Genomic DNA, 15488 nt, shown 5'->3' with positions numbered 1-15488 from the left:
GGGCTATGTTGCAAATTGATGGTTCCTATGGTGAAGGGGGCGGCCAGATTCTCCGCACCAGCTTGAGTTTGGCAGCAATCACAGGGCAACCGATTCGGATCGATCGCATCCGAGCAGGACGCAAGAAACCAGGATTAGCGATTCAGCACCTCACGGCTGTCCGAGCTGCTGCCGAGATATGTCGAGCGGAGCTAGTAGGAGATGCGGTCGGCTCCACTACCCTAGAATTTCGGCCCACGGCGTCGCCGCAACCAGGACAATACAAATTTGATGTGGCAGAAACGACAGGGGCAGGCTCGGCTGGAGCGATCGCGCTGATTTTGCAAACGATTCTGCTGCCTTTAGCCCTCAGTCCAGGTGATTCTCATGTCATGCTCCGGGGTGGGACTCATGTGGCTTGGAGTCCACCCATTACCTACATCGAACAGGTGTATCTGCCGACGGTGCAGCAGATGGGGGTACAGGCACAAATGCAACTGCAAGCTTGGGGTTGGTATCCCCAGGGAAACGGCGAGGTCGCTCTAGAGATTACAGGGAGCCAAACACCGTTGCAAGGCATTGAAGTGCTAGAGCGGGGCAAGCTGAAGCAGGTGCAAGGATTGGCTGTGGTGACAGAGTTGCCTGCCCATATCCCTCAGCGGATGGCGAGCCGAGCTTATAACCTGTTACAGCAAGCGCAACTGCAATCCGATGTGCAACCCCTGCGGGCAAAAGGGATTGCACCTGGGGCAGGGATGTTTCTCACCGCAGAATACCAACATATTCGGGCTGGGTTTAGTGCCATCGGCAAAGTCGGTTTAGCGGCGGAAAAAGTCGCAGAAATGGCCGTACAGGAGTTCCTGGCATTTCAGGCTACAGATGCGCCGATAGATGTGCATTTGGCGGATCAGTTGTTGTTGCCTGCTGCTCTCGCTACGGAGCTGAGCCAATACCGAGTCGCAGAGGTGAGCTTGCACCTCACGACCAACGCTTGGGTGATTGAGCAATTTGGTTTAGCTCAGGTAGCGATCGCTCCAGATACGCAAGTTGTCACCGTCACACCCAATCATTAGCGAAGCCACGACTATTTCTCCCCGCAGACTGAAGCTGATCTCACTCACCTACTTACCATTCAAGGTAAAGGATGCGCGGGAAAGTGAGACATTGTATGAATTATCTAGTGGCGGTTTTACCCGATCGGAACCAGGCAGAGGCGGCTTACACAGCCTTAGAAAAATCAGGTCTACCTCTTAGTCAGGTAGATATTCTGGGTAGGGGTTACAAAAGTGCAGATGAATACGGCTTGATTGACCCCAACAGCCAAGCAAAAAAAGGTGCAACAAGCTTAGCTGTCTGGTTAATTCCTTTTGGCTTTGTGGCGGGTTACGCCTTCAACTATCTAACCGGAATTGCTATCTTGCCGATCGCTGCCGTTGGCAACCATATTATTGGCGGGCTTCTGGGAGCTGCTTCTGCGGCTTTGGGGGCTTTCTTGGTTGGTGGGGGCGTGGGTTTATCTGTGGGCAGTGGAGATGCGTTGCCCTACCGCAATCGCCTCAATGCGGGGAAATACTTAGTGGTGGTGCAAGGGTCGGAAGAACTGACTCACCAAGCAACTCATGTGCTGCGTCAGTTTGAACCGGAGAACCTGCAAGGTTACGCCGAACTCACAGCGGCCTAAACTACAAGTAAGACAAATCAAAGACTGGCCTACAGCTTAAGAAATGGGGGGTGAAGCTCTTGGAGCCATGCACAGCTCCTCACCCCCAACTTTTCTGTATGACAAACTTTTGGTCAGCTTTAACCACAACTTCAACCGCTGTGGGGCTGCTGTCAGCGCTCCTAACCACTGATGCCCCTGCGATCGCTCAACCCAATAGCCCATCTACCACCCAATCCGCTGCCGTCCGAACGACTCCAGTCAAGGTGCCAGAAATTCTCTCCGGGCCACCCAACACTACGTTGCCAGTGCATCGGTCTTCCGGGAATTGTCCTTCTACTATTCGTCTCTGGACTGCCTCGCGCTACTACGAAGGCGGAGCCGAAAACACCGTGATCATGAATATGTCGGCGATCGCCTCAGCGCCTGCCAAGTTTATGGATGTGCGCGATCGCGTGGTGATCTATGGTGCGCCTTTGCAGAAAACCTACGCTTCTTGTGTCGGCTGGGTCGTCGCTCCCAATGCGCCTGAGTACAATATTTGGTTGCAATTTGGCAACGCCTACTTCCGCTTCGATCTAGATGTTTTAAAGGGGAGACCTCTGAGCGAAATCACCTATCAGAATGTGGTGAAGGGACAACCCTATTTGCGTTGGGCGATCGCGGATTAACCAGATTTACGCCGTTAGACTCCCCAATAGGAGGGGCTGACGGATTGGTTGCGCCGCAGTCAGGAGTGCAGCTCGCCGTTGCGACCAAGTTTCGCGCAAGTACTGACGGTTCCACTCGTCATATTTAAATTTTTTAGCTCTTGATAGAGCCATAGCCCCATATCATCCAGCTCTGCTGAAGTTGAACAAGCTTGAATCAGTTGAGCGATCGCTTCTACCTAAGCCGCCAATCTTCGATAACTGATAAACTTACCTCCTCGCTCTTTGTGGGCCCGGAGTCAGGATTAGCGTTCGACCACTGCTGCTCTAATTCGATCTGTTTTGCGATTAGACCAATTAAGTAGTGAATGCGCTCAATGGTGACTCGGATATCATCAAGCGTCTTGGCGCGTGCTTCAATCAATTCTTCAAAGCGTCCGGGAGAACTCATGGTGATTCAACAACAGGGCAAAACTGAGATCAATCTACATACAAACCAAAATCGCAGGGATTGCCTGGATCTGAACCCCTCATAGGGGGCAACTGACTAGAAAAACTTTTAGTGATTCAAAATACAGAAAAGCTTCAGAGGCAATGCTAGCAAGCGATTGGTAGTACTGCGATCGCCACGGTGTGAGTAAACAGTAACAACTGCGTAAAATAAAAGCAGGAAGCGAGACGCGAGCAAATATGTACCTGACCTGGCTAGACAGCAACTCTTGGCTGATTGAAATGGGAGGCAAGCGGATTCTGCTAGACCCCTGGTTAGTCGGGCCGCTAGTTTTCGGTAACATCAACTGGCTGTTTAAGGGCAGCCGTCCCCAAGAGCGGCCAATTCCCGATCGCATCGACTTGATTTTGCTGTCTCAAGGGTTAGAAGACCATACGCATCCGCCTACACTTAAACAACTCGATCGCTCGATTCCGGTTGTTGCTTCCCCCAGCGCTGCTAAAGTGGTGCGCGAGTTGGGCTACCACCAAGTAACGACTCTGGCACATGGAGAAAGCTTTAATCTAGACAATCAAGTCACTATTCAAGCCCTACCCGGATCACCAATTGGTCCCTTCGTCACTGAAAACGCCTATTTCTTGAAAGAACTTGCCTCTGAACTCACTCTTTATTACGAGCCTCACGGCTATCATGCCCCCGTTCTGAAAGAGATGGCACCTGTGGATGTAGTGATCACCCCAGTCATTGATATGAAAGTGCCTGTATTAGGACCAATCATTCAAGGGAAAAACAGCGCTTTGGAACTGGCGGAGATGGTGCAACCTCAAGTGATGCTACCGACCGCCGCTGGAGGAGATGTCACGTTTGAGGGAGTGCTGATGGCGATTATTCAAACAATGGGTAGCACGGATACACTACGCACTCAACTAGCGGCTAGCAAACTCTCAACCCAACTATTAGAGCCAAAACCCGGCGATCGCGTGGAACTAAAACTCCAACGCCGGGCGATCGCCAAATCATGATTGTGAATTAAAACTTTTGTGTTCCACCTGTAGGGCCAACAGCCGTTCGCCCCTACCCCTACTTAACGATGGATAGAACCATCAGGGAGGGTGGCTCCTTGCAAATTGGCTTTGTGCAGGTTGGCCCAGCCCAGCTCAGCTCCTTGCAAATTGGCTCCTTGCAGATTAGCCCCACTCAAGTTAACGCCCCGCAGATAGGCGTAACTGAGATTAGCCCCTTGCAAATTGGCCTTGCTAAGATTGGCCCAACTGCAATCGGCTTTAGATAAATCCGCTTCGCTCAAGTTAGCTCTAGAAGCATACGCCCGCCCCAGATGCGCCTGGATTAAGTTGGCCTTGGTGAGGTTAGCTTGGTAAAGATGAGCAGTAAGCAGCTCCGCGTTATAGAGAGTGGCATTGCTAAGGTCTGCTTGACTTAGATTAACCGCCATCAGGTTGGCTTCGCTCAAGTTGGCGCGGCTCAAACGAGCTTCACTGAGGTCTGCGCCTCGGAGATTGGCTTCGCGTAAATCGGTGCCAATCAAGTTAGCTCCACTCAGGTCAGCCCGCTTAAAATTGGTGCCCCGCAAATCCGTGCCGATCAAGTTGGCTCCGCTGAGGTTGGCATCGCGCAAATCTGCCTGCATCAGGCTAGCGTCAACCAACTCGGCGTTGCACAAATAAACTTCTACCAAGTCAGCCGCTTGAAGATTAGCGTTGTTGAGAATGGCGTTGCTGAGATTGGCAGCAATCAACTTCGTATGGCTGAGGTCTACCCGCTTGAGATTGACTCCTTGCAAATCTGCGCCTCGGAGATTAATGCCGCTCAGGTCTGCTTCGCTCAAATCTGGTTCTACAGCACCATTGTGAGTTCTCCACTCCAGCCATCGCACAGCACCCATTTTCAATAGCGCCAAATGTTCTGGATTTGCCATTGAGTGCTTCCTTTATTCCTTGCCTCGATCAGTGGGGTTTTCACGCCCAGTCACGCTTTCAATGGCTGCGAGAGCGGCACTGGAGCCAGCGAGAATGTCTTGCTCGTCTCCGCCTAAATACAGCCGCCCAAAGCTACCAAAGGCTTGCACCTCTAGCAGTCTAATCCCGGCTGCCTTTTCAGCTTCATTCGCAGCCAGAGCCGCATATCCCGCAGGTTCAACTTCCAAAACATAAAGGGTTTGGCCTGCCAAAATCAGATTGCCACGCCGAAAGCGGTTGATTAACTGAGTTTGGTGCGCATCAATGTTGCGGATAATTTGGCTAGAAACCACCCGGGGCTTCAGGCGATCGCGCTCTTTCGCTCCCAATGCTTCCAGAATTGCCATCCCAGCAGTCCGGGTATCCCCTTGGTTACGGGAATGCACTTCTAGCAGGCCGTACAGACGCTCAACGATTTGCAAGCCTGGTCGCACCGAGGTGGCTTTGAGGGCAACATCTGTGATCCGGTTGATTTCAATGCCGGGGGAAATTTCAACCCAGAGCGAAGTATCACCTGGGAGTGGCAAAAAACCAGGCACCACGGTTCCCAAAAATGCCGCATGCTGCGGTTGAATATTGTCCAGATAAACGTAGCTGCGTAGTTCTATGCCCAAGGTTAAAACTCAGTACAGACCAATTTGCTCAGTGTACGGGTAAAAGTATCTCAGCTATTGTGCCATCCGGCTATGGTTCCGCAGAGATGACTTGCCATGAGGGTTAGAAAGATCCCTCATGCACGCTTGAGGTACCACCACTCTCAACCCAGTTATTCGAGCAGCAATCACAACTCACAGTTCAAGCAACTGCTGATATGGGTCGAGCAGCAGCAAAATCTGAAGGTAAGGTTCTCAAGCTGACCCAGATCTTGTACTCCACTCTCATACAGGTAATACATACTTGACTGTCTTGCTCGGCCAAGTCCATTGCTAGGGCAAACGCTTCTTGTCTGCTATCAGCAGGAAACCTTCTCCAGAGGCAGTACAGCTCTTTGCCAGAACACATCCCTTCGCGAATCTCATGGTCATACAAAAACTTAAAGGGGTGGACCAGTTCGTGAGACAACACCAAAGGCAACATAAAACTTCGAGGGAGGAGCTACTTCATCTTCCTTAATGCTCTATCAACAAAAATGTATTCTCTCTTACTTAAAGGAAAATCAATTTAAATCTTTACACTGTTATAAATAACTAATAGGTTTGTTAAAAAACGACAGTAAGCATTGCCACACTTCCTGATTTCCCTTAATAAGACGAGCTTGGTCAGAGGCTGCCTTTAGCTCATCTAGATTAAGCCATTTGGCGGCATCAATCTAAGCAATTTACCTGAAGCATTATTTGTAATAATAGACACATCAATAATCCGCATAACTTTGGCCAATATTAGCTCCCTAAATAATAAAAAACTTTGAAAATGTCCGGATCGCCTCCCGTTTTCTAGGGGAAAAAGCTATAAGTTTTTCAAAGAGAATAACTAGCTAATCTAAGAAAGAAACATTTTATACAATTGTTCAACCGTGAGCCTGATCACCCTAATTTTCATAGGGGCAGCAGACTATACAATTAACCCGTTCTTTAAGCAGCTTTCATGTCAGTTGATTCATTTGCCCTGTAGCAATCTACTCAAGAGCCTCCTTACATGAAGCCACTACTACCTAACATCTTGACTCAGCGCTGGCGAGGACGCCCGGAGGAGGACAACTCAGAACTCGAAGCTCAACCTCCAGCAAAAGTTTTATTGCCTGGGACTACGGGTTCTCTGACTCGTCGCACGCTGATCAAGCTGGCAGTAAGGATTGCGGGTGTGATTGTGGTGTCAACTACGATCAGCTATTTCCACATGATTTCTAGCTTCAAGTCCCAAACACTGGGGCAACTGGAAAAGTATGTAGAAGAGCGGGTGGAGCGAGAAAATACGATCTTTGCGTTGGCAGAAACGAACCAAGCAGTCTTGAAAACTGAGTTGCTCCGGCGCTTAGAGGAATTAGGGGATCAAGATCCCAAAACTGAATTCGATCGCTTGTTTGCGCGATCGCCTGATGGAGCTATTCGCAATCGCCCAGAAATCTTTGATGGCACTCGTGAAGCAGGCGTATACATCGACCAGCGAGTGCAGCTCAATGCAGATATTCGGCAGCGAGTCCTCACCTTCTATCAACTGGCGAATATGTATGGTGCGGCGTGGCATCATCAGCTGCAAAACACCTATTTCACATTGCCAGAGAACATTATGGTGCTCTACTGGCCCCAAGTGCCAACTTGGGCCGCTGATGCTACCTCAGACTTATCCATGCCTGACCAGGAGTATTACTGGGCGGCTGACCTAAAACATAACCCAGCGCAAGAAACAGTCTGGACAGGCTTGTACTACGACATTGTAGGTAAAACTTGGTTGGTGACTTGTGCCACCCCTGTCAGCCGCAACGGCAACCCCATTGTCACTTTGGGCCAAGACATCACCTTAGATGAGCTACTCAACCGCACCATCCACGATCGCTTGCCTGGGGCTTACAACATGATTGTGCGCTCCGATGGTCGCTTAATTGCCCACCCGCAGCGTACAGCGGAGATTCAAGCCAAGAAAGGCGAGTTTGACATTCAGCAGTCGGGCGATCGCCATCTAGAGCAAATCTTTCAGAAAATTCAGACCCTGCGATCGGGTCAGGTGATTATTGACAACGCGCAGCATGACGAATATCTAGCTGTCGCCAAAATCAAAGGACCAGATTGGTATTTCGTTACGGTCTATCCTAAGTCGATCTTGGCGCAACCCGCTTTCCAAACGGCTCGCATCATCTTGCTCTTGGGCTTCTTGTCTTTGTTGCTAGAAATTTTGGTGCTGTTTTTTGTCTTGCGCCAACAGATTGCCAAACCCTTAACTAGCTTCATGCAGGCTACAGAACTAGTGGCTGCAGGTGATTTTAATATGCAGCTAGATGAGTCACGCCGAGATGAGTTGGGGCATTTGGGGCGCTTGTTTAACTCAATGGCCGAGCAAGTATACAGCCGAGAACAAAGCCTAGAGCAAGCCCGTGAGAAATTGCGACGCAACAACGAAGAACTAGAACAGCGGGTGCTAGAGCGCACCACCGAGTTGAGCCAGGTGATCACTCAACTAGAGGACGAAATTACCGAGCGGCGGGAAGTAGAATCGGCTCTGCGTGATTCAGAAACGCAACTCAAAGAGCAAGCCCTACAGCTCCAGCAAGCGCTGCAAGATCTCCAAAGTACTCAAGCCCAACTGATTCAAACGGAGAAGATGTCTGGTTTAGGGCAACTTGTGGCTGGGGTGGCGCATGAGATCAATAACCCAGTAAATTTCATCTACGGCAACCTCACCTATATCAACCGCTATGCCGAAGATCTGCTCGATCTGGTGCAACTTTATCAGCAACATACCACCGAGAAAATCCCTGCGGTTGAAGCTCAGATTGAAGCGATCGAGTTGCCTTTCTTGGTCGAGGATCTGCCGAAACTCTTGGCCTCCATGAAAGTTGGGGCCGAACGCATTCGCCAAATTGTTCTATCCCTCCGCAACTTCTCCCGCCTTGACGAAGCCGAAATGAAGCCTGTGGATATTCATGAAGGCATCGACAGCACGCTGCTGATTTTACAGAATCGTTTAAAGGTGCAGCCCCATCGGCCAGAAATTGCCGTGGTGAAAAAATATGGTGACCTGCCACTGGTGGAGTGCTACGCCGGACAACTCAACCAAGTGTTTATGAATATCCTCTGCAATGCTATTGATGCTCTAGAGGAAGATCATGAGCAGCGATCGCTAGCTAATCCCGCAACGATACCCAGCATCACGATTCGCACCACTACCAACAAAGAAACGGTGCTGATAGACATTGGTGACAACGGCCCTGGTATGAGCGAAACCGTCAAGCACCAATTGTTTAATCCCTTCTTCACGACCAAGAAGGTAGGGGAAGGAACTGGCTTGGGCTTGGCGATTAGCTATCAAATTGTGGTGGAAAAACATCACGGTCAATTGCGCTGTCTTTCCACCCCTAGCCAAGGTACTCACTTTTTAATTGAGATCCCCACTGTGCACAAATCGATCGCTGATCAGTCTGCAACTGAAAAGCCTGCGGGTAAGAAATCTGCGATCGCTTCCCTCACTGAGTAAGCTATTGCTCGTCGCGTCTGTGAGCAAAGGCGGGAGGTGAAGTTGCCTCAACTGCTGTAAATGGCTCTAACACCTTGTAAGTATGCGAGGCTCCTTTCGGCACCACCCAAGAATCACCCGTTTCTAGAAGCACCATTTGGCCTTCTAGGTGCAACTCAGCACGACCTTGGATCACATAACCGACAGTTTCGTATTCACGGCGGGTTTCAGGCTTGGATTCGCCCGGTTGCTCGTTTTCCCACATCCGCATGGCAAGGGTCACCCCTCCAGCCAGGTACTTCTGCCCCAACTCACCATGAGGAGATTGGGCAGATTGAACTTTGATGACTGTGGTATCGCTCATGATTTTTCGACCTATAACGACAAGTTAAACAATTGGCGATCGCAATGGGGCAGGCTCCAGCCCATCAGCCTGACTAGGCGAGTGGAGTTGCAGGGAGTCAGGCTTGATATGCTCAGCTTCTAGAATTTCAACCAAGTTATACAGCTCTGAGAGCAACTGGTTGATTAAAGCTGTCTTTTCAAATTGAGGAGCAGGGTCAATCTCCATGACTACGGCCTACGGCTTGAGGACAACTTTGATGCAGTTCTCTTTTTTATCTCTAAAGATCTCGTAACCATGAGGAGCTTGGTCTAGAGGCAGTTTATGGGTAATGACAAAGGAGGGGTCAATCTTGCCTTGTTGTACCGCTTCCATCAGGGGTTTAATGTAGCGGTGCATGTGAGTTTGGCCCATTTTGAAGGTCAAGCCTTTGTTGAAAGCAGCCCCAAAAGGCACTTTATCTAGGAAACCACCATACACACCTGCCAAGGAGACATGGCCACCTTTCCGGCAAGAGAGAATCACTTGACGCAGCGCAGTGGGGCGATCGGTTTCTAGGCGTACTGCTTGCTTGACCTGGTCGTACATCGCCATTGGGCCTGTGCCATGTGCTTCCATACCTACGGCATCAATACAGCTATCGGGACCGCGCCCGCCTGTCATCTCTTTGACAGCGTCTCCCGCATCAATCTCTTCGTAATTGATGATTTCGGCCCCACATTGCTCTTTCGCCATCTGTAAGCGTTCGGGAATGCGATCGATCGCGATCACCCGTTCGGCACCCAGCATGAAAGCACTCTTGATGGCAAACTGGCCGACAGGACCACAGCCCCAAACTGCTACGGTATCTCCTGGCTCAATGTTGCAGTTTTCTGCCGCCATGTAACCTGTAGGGAAAATGTCCGTCAGGAACAAGACTTGATCGTCACTGAGCCCGTCAGGCACTTTGAACAGACCCACATCGGCAAAGGGAACACGGGCATATTCGGCTTGACCGCCCGCATAGCCGCCGAACATGTGGGAGTAACCAAATAATCCAGAGGGAGAGTGCCCCATTGCTGCTTCTGCCATCCAGCCGTTGGGGTTGGAGTTGTCGCACAAAGACCACAAATCCCGCTGACAGAAGAAGCAGCCGCCGCAGGAGATGGTGAAGGGAACGACAACGCGATCGCCGATTTTCACGTTCTTGACGGCACTACCAAGTTCAACCACTTCTCCCATGAATTCATGCCCGAGGATATCTCCCTCTTTCATGGTGGGGATATAGCCGTCAAGGATATGTAGATCGGAGCCGCAGATGGCGGTAGAGGTGATTTTGATGATGGCGTCGCGGGGATTGAGGATGGTGGGATCGGGGACGTTGCCGATCCGAACGTCGTTGGCTCCATGCCAGCAAAGTGCTTTCATCTAGTTTTGCTCCTGTACTACTTTCAAGTTAGGTTTTGATATAAGCATTGAAGAACCGAACCTTGGGGGCACTCGCCTCCAAACCCCCGCTGAGGGACGGTTGCGTCCCCCAGGCCCCCTCCAAACAAGTTTGGGTGTAAGTGTTTCGAGCCTTGGGTTGGGTGAGTAGTTGGCCATTGGCTTCTCACTTCTCTCCCCTCACTCTCTGACTCCTCCTTCCCTACTAGGGAAGGGGGCGGGGGGTTAGGTCATGGCTTGAACATGACCCGCATGCAGTTGTCTTGTTTGTTTTTGAACATTTCGAAGCCACGTTTGGCTTCTTCTAGCGGTAGGGTGTGGGTGAGGACAGCGGAGGGGTCGATGCCGCCGTTGAGGACATGTTCTAGCAACATGGGGATGTAGCGCTGGCCGTGCATTTGCCCCATTTTGAAGGTGAGACTCTTGTTGAAGGCAGCGCCAAAGGGCATTTTGTCTACGAAGCCAGAGTAGACTCCCATGATGGAGAGGGTGCCGCCTTTGCGACAGGCAACCATCATTTGTCGCAGCACGTTGGGGCGATCGGTTTCTAGTCGTACAGCTTGTTTGGCTTTGTCGTAGAAGCCTTCTACACCCATGCCGTGGGCTTCTAGACCCACCGCGTCGATGCAGCTATCGGGGCCGCGTCCTCCGGTCATTTCCTTGAGGGCTTCGCCTGCGTCTACTTCTTCGTAGTTGATTACTTCGGCTTTGACCAACTCTCTTGCCATCCGGAGTCGTTCGGGGAAGCGATCGATCGCGATGACTCGTTCGGCACCGAGCATGTAGGCACTATGCATGGCGAAGAGACCTACAGCACCTGCCCCCCAAACCGCGACGGTATCTCCCGGTTGGATGTCGCACATTTCTGCGCCCATATATCCGGTGGGGAAGGCATCGGAGAGAAAGAGTAGTTTCTCATCTGGAATGCCTTGAGGAACTTTGATTGCTCCGTGATCGGCGAAAGGAACGCGAATATATTCGGCATGGGCACCCGCATAGCCACCGAAGGCATGAGAGTAGCCAAAAATTCCAGCAGTAGAGTAACCTGTGACTTGCTCTTGAAGCCAACCTCCAGGGTTGGAGTTGTCGCACAGAGACCACTGTTGCAAGTTGCAGTAGGAGCATTGACCGCAGCCAATGATCGAAGAAACCACGACGCGATCGCCCCGTTGCAATTTCTTTACTTTGCTGCCAATCTCGACTACTTCACCCATAAACTCGTGACCAATAATGTCACCGGGCTGCATGGTGGGAATGTAGCCGTCATAGATGTGCAGATCAGAGCCACAGATGGCGGCGGCTGTGACTTTAATAATCGCGTCTCGCGGATTGAGAATCTTGGGATCGGGGACTGTGTCCACGCGGACATCATTCGCCCCATGCCAGCAAACTGCTCTCATCGAATGATTACTCCTGCCTAATGAGATGCACGACAGGACGTTTGTCCTTCGGTGGTCGCAATTTCGCCTGCTTCCATCAGCATCTTGAAGCGGCGCAATTCATCGCCAATTTGTTGTTCGGGTTCTTCGCCCAGGAGTTTGGCGATCGCAGCGGAGACGGCACCGCCCGGAATGTTATATTCCATCACAACTTTGACTTCGGTGCCCCGACCACCAGTCGCAGGTTGGAAGCGCACAAAGCCAGAGTTATCAACGTCAGCGTTCTCGGCAGAAGCCCAAGCAATGAAGCGGTTTTCTTCTTCTTGGATGATGTCAGCATCCCACTCGACGCTGGTGCCCAAAGGAGCACTGGCAATCCAGTGCGATCGCGTGTCGTTGTAGGCAGTAACAGATTTGAGATGCTTCATGAACCGGGGGAGGTTCTCTAAGTTGCGCCAGAAGCGATATAGCTCTTCAGCAGGCTTGTTGATGGTGACAGTTTTTTCAACTTTGATGCCTTTGTTGAGACCCACAGCGTCTTGAGCTTGCTGGAGCACTCCCTGAGCTTTTTGCACAGTGCTTTGCTTAGTCACGCCTTGGTAGAGCAATCCTCCACCTGCGACTGCGGTCAAAACGCCCCGGAGCGATCGCTGTTGTAAACCTGCAAGCACCAAGGCACCTCCCCCGATGAGAGAGGCCCAACGCTCAGTATCACTGGCCTCGCTGCTGCCAGACTGGTTAGGCACAATTGGCTGATTACTACTTTGTTCCATTTGTTTTTCCTTTAGAGTTTCAAATTTGAGTTTGTTAACTAAACACCTAGCCGAGACGAGAGCGGAGCACTATCTTGTGTCCGTTCTTGTGCGCGTTGCAGCAACTCACAGACCTCGCGATCGCTGGTTTGAGGGAACGCTTCGTACCAGGCTCCGACCGAGTTAAAGCGCTCTGGCAGCACAGCACAGATGATCGCCTCTACTTGTGGACTGATCTGCTCGTAGGCTTGCCGCGCTCCGACCGGAACCGCCACCACAACTTCTTGGGGTTGGTGTTGCCGCACTGCCATGACTGCGGCTCGCATCGTGGCTCCTGTGGCTAAACCGTCATCTACCAGAATCACAATTCGATCTGTGATCGGCAGGATAGGGCGATCGCCTCGATACAAATGCTCGCGGCGTTGCAACTCTTGTTGTTCGCGCTGCGTCACCTGTTCTAGCGCGGTATCGGAGATCTGTTGCATCTCCACCACATCTTGATTCAGCACCCGCACATCACCTGAGGCGATCGCTCCCATCGCCAGTTCTTCGTGCCCCGGAACTCCCAGCTTCCGCACTAGAAAAATGTCTAGCGGCACATGGAGGGCAGCAGCAATTTCAAAGGCGATCGGCACCCCACCGCGAGGCAAGCCTAAAACCAGCACATCAGCGCGATCGCTATACTGCGTCAGCAAAGATGCTAGAAATTGACCTGCTTCGGTTCGGTTTTGAAATCGCTTCATGATTCAATCTCCTGACCAGCCTAGAGAGCTAGTGATCTGCAATAGCCCGCCACCTCAAATCTTGGCTGCGGCACCAGAGGTAGGTTGAGGGGGGCTGACGGGGCCGACACTAATGCGAGCATGGTAAAGATCAGCGACTTGCTGCTCATGCTTGGCAATGTCGATCTCCATGTCATCAAAAATTAGAGTAGTGGTGGGGTCGGTCAGCTTATTACGCAGGGCATAGGTATCAACGACTCCGGTTTGCAAGTCGCCCAAGGCTCGCCGCAAGATCGAAATATCATCGGTACGTGTTTGTAACCAACCTTTGAGCGTAGCTAGAGTGCCGCTGGCAACCGCTTGAAGAGATTCTTGCTCCCCGAACAGCCGCAACCTTGCTTCTAGCTTCTGGATATGTTGTTTCTTAGCCGTGCAGACATGCTGAAAGACAGACCGCAATTCACCGTCATCTGTCTTCTCGGCATACTGCTGGAAAGCTTCTAAACCGTAACGTTCTCCGGCGATCGCTGTATTAATGGCGCTAACGATCTCCTGTTTACTAGAGCCACCCCACTCTTCGCCCAACTTCCACCAACCTGCATCGCGATCGCTGACATCCGGCAGAGTCGTGTCAGGAATGCTTAGGCCCAGGCGAGTCAAGATCGCAGTGGTAAACATCGGCAAGTCACCTGGACGACGCGAGGTGAGCAGATTGCCATCTACAACTAGCGGCTCATCCACATAGTTAGCTCCTGCATTCTGCATATCTTTGCGAATGGCTCGGAAACCTGTGGCAGTGCGACCTTGAAGTAAGTCTCCCTCAATCAAAACCTGAGGACCGTGACAAACCGCTGCGACCAACTTGTTTTGGGCGATCGCATCTTGGACGAAGCGCACCGTCTTCATATTGGTCCGCATTTTGTCGGGAGCCATGCCACCCGGAATAATCACTGCATCAAAGTCAGCGGCACGGGCTTCTGTAGTAGTGCCATCGGGTTCCTGCGACACTCTGCCTTGCTTGCCTTTGTACTGCTCATTCATCCGGGAACCGAGGACGACGACTTCGGCTCCAGCTTTTTTCAGAGCTGTGTAAGGAACATGAAACTCTGAATCTTCAACACCGTTTTCAATTAAAATGGCAACTCGTCTCGAAGAGGTGGGAGTTCCATTTTGAGCGTAATTGGATACCATGATTGAATTCCGTACCTCTGATTGCGGGCATTAATGCTGCAATGAAAAACGCAAGCATTACCGGTTATAGCCGAAACTAATTCTTGAATTCTTGTCCGTAGACAGAGAAACAAGCAGACAGAGAAATAAACTAAATCCAGAATTAACTTGTCTTGTGACTCCTCAACCTGGCTCATTAAGTGCAAAGGTATAGATGCTTACCGAGCCGCAGCCGTTGATTGAGTCAGCCTGGCTGCAAGTAGCGCTTTCGCCCGTTCTGCTCGTCTGTTCTCTTCTTCCTGTAGTTCCTGGAAAAATTGAGTCAACTCGCTGTCGCCTGCTTCCTCCGCGTCCTGAATGTAGACTTCGCAAGTGGCAGCCCCTTCTAAGGCATGGTAGAGCACACTGACTAGGTCGTACTGCTCGTCGCTAGTGCCAGTCATATGTTCGCCGTGATGAGACATGGTGATCCTCCTAAGGGTTGGCACATTAATTGGACGCTTATGCTGTGTGTAAGCACGTCTCAGCGTACGTCCGCCAAGGACAACCTCTCCTCGCCCTACAGACAGATCTCAACCAAATCTCAGTAGACCTCACTCAACGGATCTCAAAGCTACCAAAGCTAGAAAATCTAATTTCAAGCTTTTGCACTGCATTTCGTCGAACTCTTCTAAATTACCTACTCCTCAAGGGGGGAAGTTGATGGCTAACTTCTGCCTCAAGCAGCATGGAACTTTGCCAAAATTTGGCGTTAATGAGTGCCTATAGAGCGCCTTGATCACTTGCATTCAAAGTTGTGTTGGGGTGCATTCCAAAACTCCAGCGATCGCCTTGCTTCTCCCCCAGCTGGGCTGCTATTTACGAGATCTCCCAA

At 51.1% G+C, this 15488-nt stretch carries 18 protein-coding genes; 5 read left to right on the top strand and 13 right to left on the bottom strand.

The annotated features are described in order from the left end of the window. The first annotated feature begins 5 nt into the window (after nt 1–5). The 3 genes from rtcA to H6F72_RS14455 all read left to right on the top strand — a co-directional run bounded on the left by rtcA (nt 6) and on the right by H6F72_RS14455 (nt 2310). Nucleotides 6–1052 carry an RNA 3'-terminal phosphate cyclase gene (gene rtcA, locus H6F72_RS14465; RefSeq protein ID WP_190436732.1) on the top strand — a complete coding sequence of 349 codons (1047 nt, stop codon included), beginning with the start codon at nt 6–8 and terminating at the stop codon, nt 1050–1052. Nucleotides 1053–1147: 95 nt separating this feature from the next. Further along, a complete protein-coding gene (locus tag H6F72_RS14460; RefSeq protein WP_190436730.1) occupies nt 1148–1660 on the top strand; it encodes a hypothetical protein in 513 nt (170 codons plus the stop codon). Nucleotides 1661–1758: 98 nt separating this feature from the next. Beyond that, entirely contained in the window at nt 1759–2310 is a 552-nt protein-coding gene (locus H6F72_RS14455) for a hypothetical protein (RefSeq protein ID WP_190436728.1), read from the top strand. Nucleotides 2311–2316: 6 nt separating this feature from the next. Here the strand turns inward: H6F72_RS14455 and H6F72_RS14450 are convergent, their stop codons facing one another. Beyond that, nucleotides 2317–2463, bottom strand: coding sequence for a hypothetical protein (locus tag H6F72_RS14450; protein ID WP_190436725.1), 147 nt, complete (start codon nt 2461–2463; stop codon nt 2317–2319). Nucleotides 2464–2524: 61 nt separating this feature from the next. After that, nucleotides 2525–2740: a hypothetical protein gene (locus tag H6F72_RS14445; protein WP_190436722.1), complete on the bottom strand. Its 216-nt coding sequence runs from the start codon at nt 2738–2740 to the stop codon at nt 2525–2527. Between the two features lie 239 nt (nt 2741–2979). Between H6F72_RS14445 and H6F72_RS14440 the strand changes: the two genes are divergently transcribed. Beyond that, a complete protein-coding gene (locus H6F72_RS14440; protein WP_190436719.1) occupies nt 2980–3762 on the top strand; it encodes an MBL fold metallo-hydrolase in 783 nt (260 codons plus the stop codon). Between the two features lie 62 nt (nt 3763–3824). Here H6F72_RS14440 and H6F72_RS14435 read toward each other — a convergent pair whose 3' ends face one another. The 3 genes from H6F72_RS14435 to H6F72_RS14425 all read right to left on the bottom strand — a co-directional run bounded on the left by H6F72_RS14435 (nt 3825) and on the right by H6F72_RS14425 (nt 5793). After that, nucleotides 3825–4676: a pentapeptide repeat-containing protein gene (locus H6F72_RS14435; RefSeq protein WP_190436715.1), complete on the bottom strand. Its 852-nt coding sequence runs from the start codon at nt 4674–4676 to the stop codon at nt 3825–3827. 12 nt (nt 4677–4688) lie between these two features. Further along, a complete protein-coding gene (locus tag H6F72_RS14430) occupies nt 4689–5330 on the bottom strand; it encodes a hypothetical protein (RefSeq protein WP_190436712.1) in 642 nt (213 codons plus the stop codon). Between the two features lie 181 nt (nt 5331–5511). Beyond that, the gene (locus H6F72_RS14425) at nt 5512–5793 is read right to left on the bottom strand and encodes a hypothetical protein (protein WP_190436709.1); all 282 of its coding nucleotides are present in this window, start codon (nt 5791–5793) and stop codon (nt 5512–5514) included. 558 nt (nt 5794–6351) lie between these two features. On the opposite strand from H6F72_RS14425, the gene H6F72_RS14420 reads away from it, so the two are divergent. Further along, nucleotides 6352–8844: an ATP-binding protein gene (locus H6F72_RS14420; RefSeq protein WP_190436707.1), complete on the top strand. Its 2493-nt coding sequence runs from the start codon at nt 6352–6354 to the stop codon at nt 8842–8844. 1 nt (nt 8845) lies between these two features. On the opposite strand, the gene H6F72_RS14415 is transcribed toward H6F72_RS14420, so the two are convergent. The 8 genes from H6F72_RS14415 to H6F72_RS14380 form a co-directional block, all read right to left on the bottom strand. Then, entirely contained in the window at nt 8846–9187 is a 342-nt protein-coding gene (locus H6F72_RS14415; RefSeq protein WP_190436702.1) for a cupin domain-containing protein, read from the bottom strand. A gap of 24 nt (nt 9188–9211) precedes the next feature. Further along, on the bottom strand, nt 9212–9394 hold the full coding sequence (locus H6F72_RS14410) for a hypothetical protein (protein ID WP_190436700.1): 183 nt from the start codon (nt 9392–9394) through the stop codon (nt 9212–9214). Nucleotides 9395–9403: 9 nt separating this feature from the next. Continuing rightward, nucleotides 9404–10573, bottom strand: coding sequence for a zinc-dependent alcohol dehydrogenase (locus H6F72_RS14405; RefSeq protein ID WP_190436697.1), 1170 nt, complete (start codon nt 10571–10573; stop codon nt 9404–9406). 248 nt (nt 10574–10821) lie between these two features. Next, nucleotides 10822–11991 carry a zinc-dependent alcohol dehydrogenase gene (locus tag H6F72_RS14400; RefSeq protein ID WP_190436694.1) on the bottom strand — a complete coding sequence of 390 codons (1170 nt, stop codon included), beginning with the start codon at nt 11989–11991 and terminating at the stop codon, nt 10822–10824. 17 nt (nt 11992–12008) lie between these two features. Further along, nucleotides 12009–12743: an SRPBCC family protein gene (locus tag H6F72_RS14395; protein WP_190436691.1), complete on the bottom strand. Its 735-nt coding sequence runs from the start codon at nt 12741–12743 to the stop codon at nt 12009–12011. A gap of 38 nt (nt 12744–12781) precedes the next feature. Further along, nucleotides 12782–13465, bottom strand: a complete 684-nt coding sequence (locus H6F72_RS14390) for a phosphoribosyltransferase (protein WP_190436688.1) — start codon at nt 13463–13465, stop codon at nt 12782–12784. A gap of 54 nt (nt 13466–13519) precedes the next feature. Continuing rightward, a complete protein-coding gene (locus tag H6F72_RS14385; RefSeq protein WP_190436686.1) occupies nt 13520–14635 on the bottom strand; it encodes a DJ-1/PfpI/YhbO family deglycase/protease in 1116 nt (371 codons plus the stop codon). Between the two features lie 197 nt (nt 14636–14832). Continuing rightward, nucleotides 14833–15078 carry a hypothetical protein gene (locus H6F72_RS14380; protein WP_190436684.1) on the bottom strand — a complete coding sequence of 82 codons (246 nt, stop codon included), beginning with the start codon at nt 15076–15078 and terminating at the stop codon, nt 14833–14835. Between the last annotated feature and the right edge of the window lie 410 nt (nt 15079–15488).

Origin of the sequence: Trichocoleus sp. FACHB-46, from assembly GCF_014695385.1 — a bacterium.
Lineage (GTDB): Bacteria > Cyanobacteriota > Cyanobacteriia > FACHB-46 > FACHB-46 > Trichocoleus.
The sequence above is the reverse complement of the archived record's forward strand: the minus strand, read 5'-3'. Positions and strand labels throughout refer to the sequence as shown.